We start from the raw sequence: 16,426 nt of genomic DNA on the forward strand, positions 1-16,426 counted from the left end.
TAAATTTATGTTTAAACTGAGTGTTATATCACTGAGATAATGATAAACAGCTCACAAAAATACACTCAGTGAACGTATTTGCAAGATAAAACACCAGTATTGTTCTGATTTAAGCATCTTGCACTGAAAGCGCCCTCGTACGACGTCATACGAGGGCAAATGACATTTACAGAATTTCCAGCAGTTCGACTTCAAAAACCAGCGTGCTGAACGGTGGAATAGAGGCACCCGCGCCGCGTTCGCCATAGGCCAGGTTCTGCGGAATAGTCAGTTCCCATTTAGAGCCAACCGGCATCAGAGTCAGGGCTTCAATCCAGCCTGGGATCACACCATTTACCGGGAATTCAGCCGGCTCACCGCGCGCGACAGAGCTGTCAAACACCGAGCCGTCAATCAGTTTGCCGGTGTAGTGTACGCGAACGTGATCGGTGCGTGACGGAATAGCGCCTTCGCCCTGAGTAATTACGCGAAACTGTAAGCCAGACTCGGTGCTGTTAACGCCTTCACGCGCCGCGTTTTCTTCCAGATACGTAACGCCATCTGCCGCCATTGACTGGAAACGTTCGCGACGTACGGCGTCCGCACGCTCATGAATTTCACGCAGCGCACGATGCACAACATCAACGGGTACGGCCGGATGTTTGCCTTCCAGTGCATCGGCGATACCCGCAACCAGCGCTTCTGGCAGCAGCCCTTCCAGGCCAGACTCGCTCAGCTGCTGTCCTACCTGTAAACCGATACCGTAACTTGCCTGCGCTTCGATGGTGTCAAAAGTTGGGGTCGTCATCGTCTTTCCTTTTCATGCAGTTTAAGTAGCGGGCAGCATATCAGTCACGCCGCATCGGGTAAAACTTTGTCGCAGGAATGATGACAAATCGCACTGAAACAGAAACAATATGCGAGCAGGCGTTTTCCCATTCTGATGTTGCCCAGTCTTTCTTTACTGCGTACATCAGACAGTTAGCCAACTATACTGATGTAACAGGATTAAAATATGCGGAGCAGGAGGAAAGCCATGCCCGGGCGCGTTGACCTAAAATCTACCCTGGCGAGGATCTGGTATGCACCGGATCACTTTCGCCTGATGGACCCGCTCCCGCCGATGCATCGGCGGGGAATTATTATTGCTGCGCTGGTGGTGGTTATTGGCTTCCTGCTACCGTCCGGCGACGACACGGCCTCTCAGCCGGTTACGCGCGACGCACAGCTGGATCTTCAGACTTCGCCGCAGCAACAGCCAATGCCGACCCAGCTGGTCGCGCCGTCTAACGATCCTGGCGCAGTGGCTCCTGTAGAGCCGGAGCCTATTCAGGAGCTGCCAGACGACCAGGTACAGGTTCAGACGCAGCCGGAGAACACACAGCAAGCATCAACACCCGGTATTGACCAGCAGTGGCGCGCTTATCGCGTTGGCGCAGGTAAAACGCTGGCGCAGGTATTCCGCGATCATAATCTTCCACCAACGGATGTGTATGCCATGGCGAAGGTCGAGGGTGCAGGCAAGCCGCTTAGTACGCTGCAATCGGGTCAGATGGTGAAGATCCGGCAAAACGCCAGCGGTGTGGTAACCGGTTTGACAATTGATATGGGCAACGGGCAGCAGGCGTTGTTTACTCGCCAGCCGGACGGGAATTTTATCCGCGCGCAATAATAAGCAGGATCTTCCGTGCAGTACGCACCGAAGCACACGTCAGAAAAGCAAAACGCCGACCCAGGGTCGGCGTTTTTACGCGTATTTCAGAATAAAAACTTATTCTGCAACTACGTTTACAGTCAGCTTAGCGAACACTTCGCTGTGAACCTGGAAGTCCACTTCGTGTGCGCCAGTGGTACGCAGAACGCCGTTCGGTAAACGAACTTCGCTCTTAGCTACGTCAACGCCAGCTGCAGTTACAGCGTCAGCGATGTCGCGAGTACCGATGGAACCGAACAGTTTACCTTCGTCGCCAGATTTGGACGCGATGGTGACGGTTTCCAGTGCGTTGATTTTCTCAGCACGTGCATTGGCAGCAGCCAGAACGTCAGCCAGTTTGGCTTCCAGTTCAGCGCGACGGCCTTCGAAAAATTCAACGTTTTTCTTGGTAGCAGGAACAGCTTTACCCTGCGGTACCAGGAAGTTACGAGCATAACCCGCTTTAACGTTAACCTGATCACCCAGGCTACCCAGGTTTGCTACTTTATCAAGCAGAATAACTTGCATTACCTTATCCTCTCAAAGTCGTATTAATGGACCGTGACCGATTACTGATGACGATCAGTGTACGGCAGCAGGGACAGGTAGCGAGCGCGTTTGATTGCGCGAGCCAGCTGACGCTGATATTTTGCACGGGTACCGGTGATACGGCTCGGGACAATCTTACCGCTTTCGGTGATGTAGTTTTTCAGCGTAGCGATGTCTTTATAGTCAATCTCTTGAACGCCTTCCGCGGTGAAACGGCAGAACTTGCGACGACGGAAATAACGTGCCATATGGCTAGTCTCCAGAATCTATCAATTCAATCTGCTCGGCATGCAGAACCATTTTGCTCAGGCCGTTCTTTGCCTTGTGGCAAGAAATGAACCCCTGAACGATTACTGCGCTACCGACCGTTATACTGTGAGTAATGGCCTGGTTTTCGTGTCCGCTAATAATAACGGGCATTTGGCACCACGCCTGCCGGTGAAAACCGGCTTCCTCCTGCACAGAACGATGCTCAAGCACGAACTGGCAATGAGGAATTCCTGATGGGCTGACCTTTCGAAGGGGCATCCTGCACACGGTGCCGGACAACACCAGACGGTTGGTCATCAGAAATTACTCTTCAGAATCCCCAGCATCAGCATCATCTGCGGTTTCGTTTGCGAAATCATCGCGACGCTCACGGCGCTCGTCTTTCGCTTTAACCATCGGAGATGCTTCGGTAACCGCGTTTTTAGTACGCATTACCATGCTACGGATAACGGCATCGTTGAAGCGGAAGTTTGTTTCCAGCTCATCGATCACTTCCTGCGGCGCTTCAACGTTCAGCAGAACGTAGTGTGCTTTGTGCAGTTTGTTGATCGGGTAAGCCAGCTGACGGCGGCCCCAGTCTTCCAGACGGTGGATCGTGCCTTCTGCTGCAGTGATTGCACCAGTGTAGCGTTCGATCATGCCCGGAACCTGTTCGCTCTGGTCAGGATGGACCATAAAAACGATTTCGTAATGACGCATCGAATTGCTCCTTACGGATTATTCAGCCTCCTGTCTGGGTCAGCCGAGGCCCATGGAGGCAAGGAACGTGTTAAAGGTCGGCCGAAAAATGACGCGTCATAGTACTAGCGCCCCCCAATAAACTCAAGCGAATTGCACATAAAGTTTGCACAACGCGTGCGGACGTGCGAGGGCGATCGTTGCCGATGTTAAAAGCAGGCGGGTTTGACGCGTTCACCTTAAAAAAACGCTACCAGACTAAAAGAAATAGCGGTCTTTATGGTGGGTCATCATTAAAGAATGCTCCGGAACCCGACCAGTAACATCCCGTGGGAGTACAAATTCCGGAGCATAATGTTTACTTCTGCCCGTAGTAGGCGTCTGGACCATGTTTGCGCATGAAGTGCTTATTCATCAGATAGCCGTCAATCGGGTGCAGAGCCGGGTTAATCCCCCGCGCGATCCACGCCATTTTGGCCACCTCCTCCATAACGACAGCATTATGCACGGCATCATGGGCATCTTTCCCCCATGCAAACGGGCCGTGCTGATACACCACAATGCCAGGGGTATGCAGCGGTTCAGCGTCAGCAACGGTTTCGATAATCACCTTGCCGGTATTCAGCTCGTATTCGCCCTGAACTTCCTCTTCGCGTAATGCCCTGGTGCAGGGAATGTTGCCGAAGAAGTAATCCGCGTGCGTAGTCCCGAGCGCCGGGATTGCCAGCCCTGCCTGCGCCCACGCCGTCGCATGCGTCGAGTGAGTATGCACCACCCCACCCAATGACGGGTAACGTTGATACAGCGCCAGATGAGTAGCCGTATCGGAGGACGGACGATAGCGCCCTTCTACCACTTTGCCACTCATATCGACCACCACCATGTCATCCGCTTTCATGGTTTCATAGGCGACACCGCTGGGCTTAATCACCATCAGTCCACGCTTGCGATCGATGGCGCTGACATTGCCCCAGGTAAAGGTCACCAGACCGTAGCGCGGCAAATCCATATTGGCATCAAATACCTGCTGCTTTAGCGTTTGCATTATGCTGCCTCCCCAAGACCGGCGCGTGCCATACGGGTTTTCACCCAGTCGCGAGCTTTCACCACTTCCCGCATCGGATCGTCAGACGTTTCGCTCCACATCTCAATCAGGTATGGTCCGCAATAGCCTGTTTCTTTGAGCGTTGCAAAACAGCGCTCAAAATCCACAATACCTTCACCAAACGGCACGTTTTTAAACACGCCGGGTTTCGTATCTTTGACATGTACCGCGACGATATGCCCTTTACCGGCCTGCAATTCCATTTGCACGTCGTTATCCCACGCCGACAAATTACCGATGTCAGGATAAAGCTGGAACCACGGATTATTAAGGTAGTGGGCATAGCCAAGTGCCTTACTGATTGAATTCATCAGCGGATAATCCATGATTTCCATGGCCAGCGTCACCTGGGCACGGCTCGCCATTTCAACGCTCTCTTTCAGCCCGTCACGAAAACGGCGGCGCGTTTCATTATTGGCCTGCTGATAGTAAACGTCGTATCCGGCAAGCTGGATAACGCGGATCCCGACATCCTGCGCAAAAGTGATGGCTTTACGCATGATCTCCAGCCCTTCTGCACGCACAGCATCATCTTCGCTACCCAGCGGAAAACGACGATGGGCGCTGAGACACATAGAAGGCACGCGTACGCCCGTTTCCGCAATCGCATTCACCAGCGCCAGGCGCTGCTCACGGGTCCAGTCAAGGCGCGACAGGCGCTCGTCGGTTTCATCGACAGACATCTCAACAAAATCGAACTCCAGCGTTTTTGCCAGCCGCAGGCGTTCCAGCCAGCACTCCCCGGCGGGGAGCGCTTTTTCGTAGATCCCCAGCGGGATCGGTTTCGACAGCATAACCGCTCCTTAGCCCCAGAGTTGGGCGATAGAGCGTTTGAACTGGCGTGCGGCTTCTACCGGGGAAGCGGCATCACGGATGCTACGACCGGCAATAAAGACGTGGATCGGAATGCCCGCAAACAGCGGTAAATCTTCCAGCGCCAGGCCGCCAGTAACGGTGACTTTGAAGCCCATATCAGACAGACGTTTGATAGCGGTGATATCGGCTTCACCCCATGCTACTCCTGCGGCCTGTGCATCACGACTGCGGTGATAAACCACCTGCTGAATTCCGGCTGCACGCCACTCGGCCGCCTGTTCCCAGGTCCAGTAGCCGGTCAGTTCAATTTGAACATCGCCATTAAACTCTTTTGACACATCCAGCGCGCCTTTGGCGGTGTTGATGTCAGCACAGCAAATGACGGTGATCCAGTCAGCGTTAGCCTCAAAGCACATACGAGAAAGAATTTTGCCTGCATCAGCAATTTTGGCGTCTGCCAGCACAATTTTATGCGGGTATAGCGCTTTCAAATCGCGTACGGCGCGCACGCCTTCCGCAACGCAAAGGATCGTACCAACTTCTATAATATCCACCTCTTCCGCAATCAGGCGGGTCGTTTCATAGGCAGAAGACATTGACTGGTTATCAAGCGCAACCTGCAACATAGGTAGTGACATGTAAATTCCCTCTTAAGCGGATGCCGCAGTAGTGCGGTCAATTAAATCGAGAACGTCCTGGGTGGTGCGGCAGGCACGTAAACGGTCGAAGTTGGCTTCATCTTCAAACAGATTGACGATTTGCATAATGCCCACTTCCTGGTGCGTGTTGGCATCTACCGCCGCCATGGTGATCAGGATATCGACCGGGTCGTTGTCTTCATGGTTAAACACCAGCGGCGTTTTTAGCGTTACCAGCGCAAAGCCCGTTTTTTTCACACCTTCTTCCGGCCGGCCGTGCGGCATTGCCAGCCCCGGCGCAATAACGAAATAGGGTCCGTGTTGTGCCACACCGTCCAGAATGGCCTGGTAGTAACGCGGTTCAACCACATCGGCTTTGACCAGTAAATCAACGCTTAACTTCACCGCTTCCTGCCAGGTACTGGCATCGGCCTGCAGTAGAATAGAGTTATTTTCTGCCAGCGAATCACGTAGTTTCATGGCGCCCCCTTACTGCATATCGTGCGGGAAATGTTCTTTGATCACTTCCAGCAGTTTTGGTCCGAAATCGGCAGGCGATAGCATATTGCGCACACCCACGACATACTTGTTACCCGTGACGGTGATTTCACCGGCGATATGGGTGGAAGCAATGATGATATCCGCGCCACTCAATTCACTTTTATATTCACCGACGGCACAGCTGTTCACGCTATGATCAATTTTCGACTGGGTCAGGAACTGGTCCACCTTCATTTTCATGATCATGGAACTACCTTGTCCGTTACCACATACGGCCAGAATACGTACGGTCATAATCAAACTCCTTATTGAGCAGAGGTTTCTGCCAGTTGTTTTTCTGCATCTTCTTCAGCACGCAGCGCGCGTCCTGCGAAGACCATGTAAGCGAGAGCAATAACGATGATGACGGCCATAAACACGGCGCCAATGGAGGCGAAGCCCTGCATCATCGGCGGTGCCAGAATTGACCAGTCCGCCATGCCCATCCATGCACTCATTCCCGTCAGTTTTACCGCCCATACGCAGCCGAAGATTTCAATCATGCCCATCACCAGGCAAATCTTGAGCGCGGCACGCCATCCGCCAAAGTGGTTGGCGAAGACACCAATGGTGGCGTTAGAGAAGAACATAGGAATAAAGCCTGGAATAATCAGGATTGATGAGCCACAACCCACCAGAATACCGACGGCAATCAGCTGACCGATTGTGCCCCACATAAAGCCCCAGACGACGGCGTTAGGTGCGAAGCTATAAATAGCTGCACAGTCAATCGCCAGCACGGCCCCCGGGATCAGGCGCTGGGAGATACCGTTAAATGCTTCGGACAGTTCGGCAACGAACATCCGCACGCCCTGGGTGATGATGAAAATTGCCACCGCGAACGAGAAGCCGGTTTGCAGGATATAAATCGTCCAGTGGGTTTTACCCGCCATCGCCTGCACAACATCCACACCAAAGGAGAGCAGGATCGCGCCGAAGAAAATGGTCATCACGATCGCGGTAGAAACGATGTTGTCGTGGAAGATGTTCAGCCATCCCGGCATTTTGAGCTCTTCAACGCTCTCTTCTTTTTTACCCAGCAATGGCGCCACTTTGCAGGCAATCCAGGCAGCAAACTGCTGCTGGTGACCAATTGAGAAGCCGCAGCCATCCGTCACATCCTGGGTTGGTTTGTACATCATGTTTGAGGTGATCCCCCAGTACAGCGACACCAGGACGGCGGTAAAAATAATGGTGGTCCACATTGAGTAGCCAGCAATATAGAAGAACACTGCGATCAGCCCGGCCTGCTGGAACATAATGTGCCCGGTCAACATGATGGTGCGGATCCCGGTGATCCGACGCAGAAGCACATAACAAATGTTCAGCGCCAGTGCCAGGAGTACGGCATATCCCACCCAGCTGTAGGCATCGCCCATGCGCTCTATAGTGGCCATCATAGAAGCGTAGGTGTCTGAAATTGCGCCGTTAATGCCATAAACCTCGGACATTTTAGCGACCACAGGTTTAAACGTGCTGGTCAGGATGCCGGAGCCTGCCTGCAACAACATAAACCCAATAATCGTTTTGATGGTGCCTTTAATAATTACGCTAACGCTTTTACGCAGCAGGATGTAACCCAGGCACGTCACAATACCCAATAACAACGGCGCATTGGTCATAACCTGATTAAAGAAGACGGTAAAGATGTTGTAGAGGATCTCCATAGCGCTCTCCAGATGTACGAGCACAACGTGTTGCAGACGTAGTGCGTGATGTGTCGTCACTCTAGCAATCAAGAATAATCACTAAAAGATTGTATTTGATTATTTGTGACACATCCCGCACTTTATTTCCTGTCCAGATGTAATACTTTGCGATACAAACATTAAAATCCAATAAAATCATTAATATAGATATTTAAATGCAATTAGAATAACGATGAAACATACGGTTAACAATTGATTCAGGAGGTGAGAACAGGTAGAAAATTGGATTTTTTGCATTGCAATGATGATTTCTTGCTGTCACTATAAATCAATCGTAATCACAAAATGATTTATTATGAAAACAGGAGCGGTACAATGAGTAAGGTTGAAACCATTACCCGTGAATCATGGATCCTCAACACGTTCCCGGAATGGGGGAGCTGGTTGAATGAAGAAATTGAACAGGAACAGGTCGCACCGGGGACCTTCGCCATGTGGTGGCTGGGCTGTACCGGTATCTGGCTCAAATCTGAAGGTGGTGCCAATATCTGCGTTGATTTCTGGTGCGGCACAGGCAAACAGAGCCACGGCAATCCGCTCATGAAAAAAGGCCATCAGATGCAGCGTATGGCGGGCGTACAGAAACTCCAGCCAAATCTGCGTACCACGCCTTTCGTCCTCGATCCGTTCGCTATTCGTCAGATTGACGCTGTACTGTCGACGCACGATCATAACGATCATATCGACGTAAACGTGGCCGCTGCCGTGATGCAAAATTGTGCAGACGACGTGCCGTTTATCGGACCGCAGACCTGTGTCGATTTATGGATTGGCTGGGGCGTGCCAAAAGAGCGTTGCATCGTCATGAAGCCTGGCGACGTTGTGAAAATTAAAGACGTCGAAATCCACGCGCTGGACGCGTTTGATCGCACTGCATTAATCACGTTGCCAGCCGATCAACACGCGGCGGGCGTGCTGCCAGGCGGCATGGACGAGCGCGCCGTAAACTATCTGTTCAAAACGCCGGGCGGCTCTCTGTATCACAGCGGCGATTCCCATTATTCCAACTACTACGCGAAGCACGGTAACGAGCATCAGATTGATGTAGCATTAGGCTCTTACGGCGAAAATCCGCGTGGTATTACCGATAAAATGACCAGCGTTGACATGCTGCGCATGGGCGAAGCGTTAAACGCCAAAGTGGTTATTCCGTTTCATCATGATATCTGGTCAAACTTCCAGGCTGACCCGCAGGAACTTCGGGTACTGTGGGAGATGAAAAAAGATCGTCTGAAGTACGGTTTCAAACCGTTTATCTGGCAGGTTGGCGGTAAATTTACCTGGCCTCTGGATAAAGACAACTTTGAGTATCATTATCCGCGCGGCTTTGACGACTGCTTCACTATAGAGCCTGATTTGCCGTTCAAATCTTTCCTGTAATGTTGCTGATAAGACGCTGCTTTAAGCAGCGTTTTTTTAAGCGGTCTTTCGACGAACACTTAGCAATTTCATGCTATTTCAAATATTATCTTTAATTATCATTTTTAATCGGAACGGCTCATGACGGAAGCGCAAAGACATCAAATTTTACTCGATCTATTGGCCCACACTGGCTTTGTGACAGTAGAACAGGTTATTGCCCGGCTTGGGATTTCTCCGGCAACCGCACGCCGTGATATTAATAAACTTGATGAAAGCGGCAAATTAAAAAAAGTCCGCAATGGTGCTGAAGCCATTAATCAGCAGCAGCGTCCACGCTGGTCGCCCAGAAACATTCATCAGGCCCAGCATCATGATGAGAAAGTGCGCATTGCCAGAGCCGCAGCGCAACTGGTAAACCCGGGCGAAAGCGTGGTCATTAACTGCGGCTCAACGGCTTTTTTGCTCGGCCATGAAATGTGCGGTAAGCCAGTACAAATCATTACTAATTACCTGCCTCTGGCTAACTATCTCATCGACCAGGAGCACGAAAGCGTGATTATCATGGGCGGTCAGTATAATAAGAGCCACTCTATTACGCTTAGCCCTCAGGATAACGAAAACAGCCTGTACGCCGGACACTGGATGTTTACCAGCGGCAAAGGGCTAACCGCCGAAGGGCTGTATAAGACGGATATGCTGACCGCAATGGCGGAGCAGAAAATGCTCAACGTCGTGGGTAAACTGGTGGTGGTCGTAGACAGCAGCAAAGTCGGCGAGCGCGCGGGAATGCTGTTTAGCCAGGCTGCACAGATTGACCAGCTAATTACGGGCAAAAATGCCGATCCGGAGATCCTGAAAAAGCTTCAGGATCAGGGCGTAAAAGTGACCTGTGTTTAAAGATGCTGGCGAAAGAAGTCGACAGTGCAGGATAACGCTTCTGGCGTAATTCGGTGACGAACGCCAGCCTGCCAGCAGCAGGTCAGATTTTGATCCAGTCCGCTTTGTGTCAGAGCCTGCTGCAGGCGCAGCGTATCATCAGGCGGAACAACATCGTCATCTTCACCGTGCCAGAGCAGCAAAGGTCGATTTGCCAGTGCAGGCAGCTGCTGCGTGACATCCCAACGCGCAAGCTGAGCCGAAAAATCAGTGTCAGGTGCAGGGAATAGCGTGTGTGAGAGCTGACTGAGATAGCCCGACCCCATCAGGCTGGCGACGCAGGCGATATCCGGATACTGCGTCATTAGCCCCAGTGCCGTCATTCCGCCCATCGATGCGCCAGCCACCGCCAGACGCTGCCCGTCCACCCAACCCTGCTGGACAATAGCAGTACGTAGATCGCTGAATTCGTGGAAATTCTCCTGCAATATTTGCCAGAAATGCCCCATTCGCGCCTGTTCATCACCGTTATAGCGCGCGCCATGCTCGCTGGCATCTGGCATCACCACGCGGAACCCGGCCTGCGCCAGCGCGACGGCAAAATAGCTGTACACCAGCTTTGAAGAGGTAAAACCGTGATAAAACACAATACAAGGCAAAGGCTGATTCCCTTTTCCTGCGGGAAAAGCCTGTAATATTTCATTATTTGCCAGCATACGCACATCAAGTTCAATCATCTGCCCTCTCCTCTTTTAATCTGGTATGCCACGCGGCTGGCCGTTAAGCAAGCTGCAGAAAAAGCCTGTGCACAGCAAGGTTGAGATATTGCTTACGTTTCTCACTTTTTTTCATTCGAAAATAGCGGTACAGGTAACAAATTGGGAACATTCCCCTCAATGCAGAGCGGTTTCCCACTACACTAGCGTTATCAGGAGACACGTTATGAAACTTATGCGCCGTATGGCCCCGTTAATACTGATAACACTGTTGAGCGGCTGTAGCGTGCTGGAAGGTACGCCAAAAGCGCCGCCGCCGGTTACCCAGGCTCCTCAGGAGATCCAGCGTAATCAGACCGAAGGATTACAGCGGATGGGAACAGTTAGCGCGATGGTTTATGGCTCACCCATGGATGCAGAGGACGCGATAGAGAAGAAGGCCATTGCGGCCAAAGCGGATTACTATGTGATTATTATGATTGATGACACCGTATTCCCGGGCCAGTGGTATTCTCAGGCAATTCTTTATCGTAAATAAGAGGTGATAACTCTTTATTGATTTTTACACTGCTTTGCGTCCATTCACAAACTCCTGGCCAAAATTATTTGCAGCTGGATGACAGGATCAATACTCGCAGCGGAGCGTCTCGCTAAACGTTGGGGTGGTGTGACAAGGAGCGAAGAATGAAACGAACTTTTGCTTTGCCCTCATTAAAATTTGTTGGTAGATCGGCGCAGTCGGCTGAATTTGCCAGCGCGGATTGTGTTACCGGACTCAACGAAATTGGCCTGATTTCGGTAAACAATATTATTGGCAATCCGCAGGACGTTGAGCGTGTCGTTGCGCGTAAAGCAGATGAGCAGGGAGCATCCTGGTATCGCATTGTCCAGATGTATGAGGAGCAGAATCCGGATAACTGGCGAGTCCGGGCTATCCTTTACGCCTGATACGGACGCGGACAGAGTACCGACGCTTGTAGTGATCTGAACGAGTCTGAAGATAATCCGGCACAGTTTAACGATCTACTGCCTCGTTAACATCTGCCACCGGATTTGTTATTGCACGAGTATTAACCGCGCTGACGTACGGCTTCAAACAGGCAAATACCGGTCGCGACCGAGACGTTAAGCGATGACACGCTGCCCGCCATTGGAATACTAATCAGTTCATCGCAATGTTCGCGAGTCAGACGGCGCATACCTTCGCCTTCCGCGCCCATGACCAGCGCCAGCGGGCCGGTCATTTTGCTTTGATAAAGCGTATGATCCGCTTCACCCGCCGTTCCGACGATCCAGATATTCTCTTCCTGCAACAAACGCATGGTGCGCGCCAGGTTAGTCACCCGGATCAGCGGCACATTTTCTGCTGCGCCACAGGCCACTTTTTTAGCCGTTGCATTAAGCTGCGCGGAGCGATCCCGAGGCACGATAACGGCGTGAACGCCAGCAGCATCGGCGCTACGCAGGCAGGCACCGAGGTTATGTGGATCGGTAACGCCATCAAGGATCAAAAAGAAAGGCTGCTCAAGAGAGGCGATCAGTTCCGGCAGATCGTTTTCCTGATACTGACGTCCCGGCTTCACGCGTGCAATGATCCCCTGATGCACTGCGCCTTCGCTTTTTTCATCCAGGTACTGGCGGTTAGCCAGCTGGATCACTACGCCCTGGGCTTCAAGCGCGTGAATAAGCGGCAGCAGACGTTTGTCTTCACGTCCTTTCAGGATGAAAACTTCCTGAAAACGCTCCGGAGCGCGCTCCAGCAGTGCCTGCACCGCATGGATGCCGTAGATCATTTCACTCATCAAAGGTACTCATTTTAGGCGGGTTGCGCCGGGTTATCGGGATTACTTGCCCATTATAACCGACACAGCCCGCAGGTCGACTCCCGCGCGAAGGTTATCCGTTCGCGACAAGATCAGCGGCCTGCATGCCCGCGGGATGTGCGGGCAGGATCGCCTCCAGCAAGTACCGGGTATAAGGATGCGCAGGGTGGGCAAAAATTTGCCCACAGTCGCCCTGTTCAACAATTTTACCGCGGTGCATGACGCCAACACGATCGGCAATATGTCGAACGACATTGAGATCGTGAGAAATAAATAAGTAGGCAAGCCCATACTCGCGCTGGAGGGCCATCAGTAAATTAAGGATTTGCGATTGTATCGACACATCAAGCGCAGAGACGGGCTCGTCACACACAATCAGCTTCGGTTTAAGGATTAACGCCCGCGCAATACCAATGCGTTGCCGCTGACCGCCAGAAAATTCATGCGGATAACGTCTGGCATCTTCGGCTTTCAATCCAACCTGAGTCAACATCTCCGCCACGGCCCGCTGGCGATTTTTGATGCCATGAATAATCAAGGGTTCTTCCAGGCTATAACCGATGCTCCGTTTCGGATCGAGAGAGGAGAGCGGATCCTGAAATATCATCTGCAACGCTTTACGCGTGCCGCGCCACTGTCCGGCATTTTGCGAGAGCAGAGAGGTGCCCTCAAAGATAACATCGCCACCCGAGGCTGGCGTCAACCCGAGCAGCACGCGTCCAGTCGTGCTTTTTCCGCTGCCGGACTCCCCCACCAGCGCCCAGGTTTCTCCTGCCTGAATGGTAAAGCTGACATCATCTACCGCCAGCACCTTGTGGCCACGACGCTGAAATGTTTTCGACAAATGGCGTACGGTTAAGAGCGGTGTAATCATGATAATAAGACTCCGGTTTCATCGGCCCGCCAGCAGCGCACCCGGTGAGAAGGAATGTCGACGGAGCGTAATGCGGGCCCCTGCGCCCGACAACGTGGTTGAGCCAGCGGGCAGCGGTCGGCAAACGCGCAGCCGGAGGGCGGCGTATACAGCGAGGGAACCTGCCCGGCAATTTCCCTTAGCTCGCTTTTTGGCTGACTGTCCGCGGACGGACGCGCAGCGAGTAACGCAAGAGTGTAAGGGTGACGCGGCCGGGCAAATAACGTCAGAACATCGGTTTCTTCCACCACCTCTCCAGCATATAGCACCACCACCCGCTGACATAGCCGGGCAACCACGCTGAGATCGTGCGTAATAAAAACGATCCCCATTCCCGTTTGCTGCTTGATCTCATCCAGAAGATCGAGAATTTGTGCCTGGATCGTTGCATCCAGCGCGGTAGTAGGCTCATCAGCAATGAGTAATGCCGGTGAACTGGCAATTGCCATCGCAATCATGATCCGCTGGCGCATCCCACCTGACAGCTCATGCGGCCACGCGCTGGCGCAGCGTTGAGGATCGGTAATACCGACCTGCTGGAGCAGAGTGAGAATTTTTTCGCGCCGCTGAGAAAGATCAAGTGCGGTATGCAAGCGCAGACTTTCATCAATCTGAAAACCGACAGTCAGGACTGGATTGAGGCTGGAGAGCGGGTCCTGAAAAATCATCGCCATTGCCTGCCCGTTGAGTCGCCTGCGCGCGTTGGATGACAGTGAATGGAGAGCGCGTCCTGCCAGGGTAATATCACCGCTGACCCGGCTGGTTCGCGGCGGAAGCAGGCCCATCAGCGCCTGCGCGGTGACGCTCTTCCCGCAGCCGGATTCACCGATAATGCCCAGCGTCTCATGAGCGTTGACCTGAAATGAAATGCCGCGCACCGGCGCTACCACGCCGTGCCGGGTGGCGAAATTAACGCGTAAATCATCGACCCGAAGCAACGTTTCAGCCATGCTGATCTCCTCGTGTTAAGCGACGTAAAATGCGGCGCGGAAGCGGTTTCAGTCCCGGATCGGCGCTATCCCGCAGATCGTCGCCGATAATATTCAGCGCGAGGATCAGCAGCACAATTCCCACTCCGGGAAAGAGAGTCATCCACCATGCGGTAAAAATGACCGCTTTCCCTTCAAGCAGTAAATTGCCGAGGCTGGGTACAGGCGCAGGCACGCCGGATCCAAGAAAGCTCAGCGCCGCTTCAGTGAGTATGGCGACTGAAAATACCCAGCTGACCTGCACGATAAAAGGTGAAATCACATTTGGCAGCAGGTGCAGCCAGATAATACGCGCGGATGATGCGCCCTGAGCCCGTAGCGCTTCGATGAAGTTTTTCGCTTTGATAACCATCGCCGCGCCGCGGATCACTCTGGCGATACAGGGGACGTAGACCAGCGAGAGCGCCAGCACCACATTGGTTATTTTTGGCCCCAGCACGCCGACGATGGCAATCGCCAGCAGCAGCGAGGGAAAGGCAAACAGGCCGTCGCAGATACGCATCAATATGCGGTCAACCGGGCGATACCAGGCACACAGTAGACCAATCACCATGCCCGCGATGCCCGATATAACCGCTACCGCCGCACCCACACTGAAGGATATTCGCACCGCCAGCATCACGCGGACGAAAAGATCGCGACCAAAGTTATCCGTGCCAAACCAGTGCGTCGCATCCGGCGGTTTCAGGCGGCTTAACGGATCGATAGTATAAGGATCCCAGTGGCTTATCGCGCTCGCAAAAAACGACAGTATCACGATTGCCACCAGCAGCAGCGGCCAAATCCATAGCCCAGGATGTCGTGGCGTTATCAATTTTCACCCCCTTCAAGAGAGAGTCGCGGATCGGCAAAATAATTCAGCACATCGACCGCCAGATTGATCAGCACGTAGCATACGGTGATCAACAGCACCACCCCCTGGATCACCGTCACGTCGCGGCGCTCGATCGAGTCAACAATCAGCGATCCGACGCCGGGGATCCCAAAGACGCTTTCAATTACGATGGTTCCGGTAATTAGCCCGGCGAAGGACTCGCCGCAAATGGTCAGGACAGGAATAAGCGCATTTTTTAGCGTGTGCCGCAGCAGTACCCGCCGCTCAGGCACCCCTTTCGCCCGGGCAGTGTTAATGAAATTTTCCTGCAGAACATCCAGCATCACCGCCCGCGTCATACGCGCGATCAGCGCTGCTATACGAAATCCGAGCGCGATGGCGGGCAGCGTCAAATACCAGAGATTGAGCAGCAGATCGTTATGGGTCGAACGATAGCCAACTACCGGGAACCAGCGTAATTGCACGGCGAAAACGAAAATCAGCAACAGTCCCAGCAGAAAACCCGGTACTGACATTCCAAGCGTTGCCAGCGCGCGAATACTGCGATCCGCCAGGCGTCCATGCTGCCAGGCGCTGATAACGCCGCCGGTCAACCCCAGAGTCAGGGCAATCACCTGGGCGTAAAGCGCCAGCGATAGCGTCGGCGCGAGATGTTGTAAAAACAGCCCCATCACGCTGGTATCCAGAAAGAGCGAGTGCCCAAGATCTCCACGCAATACGGCGCCGAACCAGCGAAAAAACTGCACCATCACAGGTTGATCCAGTCCCATCTGCTGACGCAGCCCGGCAATATCGGCGGGGCTGGCATCGTTACCGAGGATCACCAGCACCGGATCGCCCGGAGCCAGATGAACCAGGCAAAACACAACAATCGATACCACCAGCAGCACCGGTAGCAGCGCCAGCAGACGATGAAAAAGAAATCCTCTCATGGT

22 protein-coding genes are annotated in these 16,426 nt (G+C 52.9%); 5 read left to right on the forward strand and 17 right to left on the reverse strand.

The window, feature by feature from the left end; genetic code table 11:
• Window positions 1–166: 166 nt before the first annotated feature.
• Complete coding sequence (gene fklB / locus AC791_RS02845) at window positions 167–787, reverse strand: FKBP-type peptidyl-prolyl cis-trans isomerase (protein WP_049838969.1); 621 nt, start codon at window positions 785–787, stop codon at window positions 167–169.
• Window positions 788–1,015: 228 nt separating this feature from the next.
• On the opposite strand from fklB, the gene AC791_RS02850 reads away from it, so the two are divergent.
• Entirely contained in the window at window positions 1,016–1,651 is a 636-nt protein-coding gene (locus AC791_RS02850) for an OapA family protein (RefSeq protein ID WP_049838970.1), read from the forward strand.
• A 99-nt stretch (window positions 1,652–1,750) separates the two neighbouring features.
• Here the strand turns inward: AC791_RS02850 and rplI are convergent, their stop codons facing one another.
• The 10 genes from rplI to ulaA all read right to left on the reverse strand — a co-directional run bounded on the left by rplI (window position 1,751) and on the right by ulaA (window position 7,935).
• Window positions 1,751–2,200 carry a 50S ribosomal protein L9 gene (rplI, locus tag AC791_RS02855; protein ID WP_049838971.1) on the reverse strand — a complete coding sequence of 150 codons (450 nt, stop codon included), beginning with the start codon at window positions 2,198–2,200 and terminating at the stop codon, window positions 1,751–1,753.
• A 41-nt stretch (window positions 2,201–2,241) separates the two neighbouring features.
• Window positions 2,242–2,469: a 30S ribosomal protein S18 gene (rpsR, locus tag AC791_RS02860; RefSeq protein ID WP_000135199.1), complete on the reverse strand. Its 228-nt coding sequence runs from the start codon at window positions 2,467–2,469 to the stop codon at window positions 2,242–2,244.
• 4 nt (window positions 2,470–2,473) lie between these two features.
• Window positions 2,474–2,788, reverse strand: coding sequence for a primosomal replication protein N (priB, locus tag AC791_RS02865; protein WP_049838972.1), 315 nt, complete (start codon window positions 2,786–2,788; stop codon window positions 2,474–2,476).
• A gap of 6 nt (window positions 2,789–2,794) precedes the next feature.
• The gene (gene rpsF, locus AC791_RS02870) at window positions 2,795–3,190 is read right to left on the reverse strand and encodes a 30S ribosomal protein S6 (RefSeq protein WP_049838973.1); all 396 of its coding nucleotides are present in this window, start codon (window positions 3,188–3,190) and stop codon (window positions 2,795–2,797) included.
• Between the two features lie 337 nt (window positions 3,191–3,527).
• Window positions 3,528–4,214 carry an L-ribulose-5-phosphate 4-epimerase gene (locus tag AC791_RS02875; RefSeq protein ID WP_049838974.1) on the reverse strand — a complete coding sequence of 229 codons (687 nt, stop codon included), beginning with the start codon at window positions 4,212–4,214 and terminating at the stop codon, window positions 3,528–3,530.
• Window positions 4,214–5,068: an L-ribulose-5-phosphate 3-epimerase gene (locus AC791_RS02880; protein WP_049838975.1), complete on the reverse strand. Its 855-nt coding sequence runs from the start codon at window positions 5,066–5,068 to the stop codon at window positions 4,214–4,216. The genes AC791_RS02875 and AC791_RS02880 overlap by 1 nt, the downstream gene beginning before the upstream one ends.
• A 9-nt stretch (window positions 5,069–5,077) precedes the next feature.
• Window positions 5,078–5,728 carry a 3-keto-L-gulonate-6-phosphate decarboxylase UlaD gene (gene ulaD, locus AC791_RS02885; protein ID WP_049838976.1) on the reverse strand — a complete coding sequence of 217 codons (651 nt, stop codon included), beginning with the start codon at window positions 5,726–5,728 and terminating at the stop codon, window positions 5,078–5,080.
• Window positions 5,729–5,740: 12 nt separating this feature from the next.
• The gene (ulaC, locus tag AC791_RS02890; RefSeq protein ID WP_049838977.1) at window positions 5,741–6,208 is read right to left on the reverse strand and encodes a PTS ascorbate transporter subunit IIA; all 468 of its coding nucleotides are present in this window, start codon (window positions 6,206–6,208) and stop codon (window positions 5,741–5,743) included.
• A 9-nt stretch (window positions 6,209–6,217) separates the two neighbouring features.
• Window positions 6,218–6,523, reverse strand: coding sequence for a PTS ascorbate transporter subunit IIB (gene ulaB / locus AC791_RS02895; RefSeq protein WP_049838978.1), 306 nt, complete (start codon window positions 6,521–6,523; stop codon window positions 6,218–6,220).
• An 11-nt stretch (window positions 6,524–6,534) separates the two neighbouring features.
• Window positions 6,535–7,935, reverse strand: coding sequence for a PTS ascorbate transporter subunit IIC (ulaA, locus tag AC791_RS02900; protein WP_049838979.1), 1,401 nt, complete (start codon window positions 7,933–7,935; stop codon window positions 6,535–6,537).
• Window positions 7,936–8,292: 357 nt separating this feature from the next.
• Between ulaA and ulaG the strand changes: the two genes are divergently transcribed.
• Together ulaG and ulaR are read left to right on the forward strand one after the other, a co-directional pair.
• The gene (gene ulaG / locus AC791_RS02905) at window positions 8,293–9,357 is read left to right on the forward strand and encodes an L-ascorbate 6-phosphate lactonase (RefSeq protein ID WP_049838980.1); all 1,065 of its coding nucleotides are present in this window, start codon (window positions 8,293–8,295) and stop codon (window positions 9,355–9,357) included.
• A 120-nt stretch (window positions 9,358–9,477) separates the two neighbouring features.
• On the forward strand, window positions 9,478–10,236 hold the full coding sequence (gene ulaR, locus AC791_RS02910; protein ID WP_049838981.1) for an HTH-type transcriptional regulator UlaR: 759 nt from the start codon (window positions 9,478–9,480) through the stop codon (window positions 10,234–10,236).
• Here ulaR and yjfP read toward each other — a convergent pair.
• Window positions 10,233–10,952, reverse strand: coding sequence for an esterase (gene yjfP, locus AC791_RS02915; protein ID WP_049838982.1), 720 nt, complete (start codon window positions 10,950–10,952; stop codon window positions 10,233–10,235). The two genes, ulaR and yjfP, sit on opposite strands and share 4 nt — an antisense overlap.
• Window positions 10,953–11,157: 205 nt before the next feature.
• Here yjfP and bsmA point away from each other — a divergent pair, with 205 nt between their 5' ends.
• Entirely contained in the window at window positions 11,158–11,469 is a 312-nt protein-coding gene (gene bsmA, locus AC791_RS02920; protein WP_049838983.1) for a biofilm peroxide resistance protein BsmA, read from the forward strand.
• A 146-nt stretch (window positions 11,470–11,615) separates the two neighbouring features.
• Entirely contained in the window at window positions 11,616–11,879 is a 264-nt protein-coding gene (gene yjfN / locus AC791_RS02925; protein ID WP_049838984.1) for a DUF1471 family protease activator YjfN, read from the forward strand.
• Window positions 11,880–12,001: 122 nt separating this feature from the next.
• Here yjfN and rlmB read toward each other — a convergent pair whose 3' ends face one another.
• From rlmB to AC791_RS02950, 5 genes are all read right to left on the reverse strand, one after another.
• Window positions 12,002–12,733, reverse strand: coding sequence for a 23S rRNA (guanosine(2251)-2'-O)-methyltransferase RlmB (rlmB, locus tag AC791_RS02930; RefSeq protein ID WP_049838985.1), 732 nt, complete (start codon window positions 12,731–12,733; stop codon window positions 12,002–12,004).
• A gap of 94 nt (window positions 12,734–12,827) precedes the next feature.
• The gene (locus AC791_RS02935) at window positions 12,828–13,628 is read right to left on the reverse strand and encodes an ATP-binding cassette domain-containing protein (protein ID WP_072094277.1); all 801 of its coding nucleotides are present in this window, start codon (window positions 13,626–13,628) and stop codon (window positions 12,828–12,830) included.
• Window positions 13,625–14,617 (reverse strand): ABC transporter ATP-binding protein, encoded by a 993-nt coding sequence (locus AC791_RS02940; protein ID WP_049838986.1) that lies wholly within the window; start codon window positions 14,615–14,617, stop codon window positions 13,625–13,627. Before AC791_RS02940 ends, AC791_RS02935 begins: the two co-directional genes overlap by 4 nt.
• Complete coding sequence (locus tag AC791_RS02945) at window positions 14,610–15,470, reverse strand: ABC transporter permease (RefSeq protein ID WP_049838987.1); 861 nt, start codon at window positions 15,468–15,470, stop codon at window positions 14,610–14,612. Before AC791_RS02945 ends, AC791_RS02940 begins: the two co-directional genes overlap by 8 nt.
• Window positions 15,467–16,423, reverse strand: coding sequence for an ABC transporter permease (locus tag AC791_RS02950; RefSeq protein WP_049838988.1), 957 nt, complete (start codon window positions 16,421–16,423; stop codon window positions 15,467–15,469). The genes AC791_RS02945 and AC791_RS02950 overlap by 4 nt, the downstream gene beginning before the upstream one ends.
• Window positions 16,424–16,426: the final 3 nt, after the last annotated feature.

It is taken from the genome of Klebsiella sp. RIT-PI-d (assembly GCF_001187865.1).
In the GTDB taxonomy this organism is placed as follows: Bacteria; Pseudomonadota; Gammaproteobacteria; order Enterobacterales; family Enterobacteriaceae; genus Superficieibacter.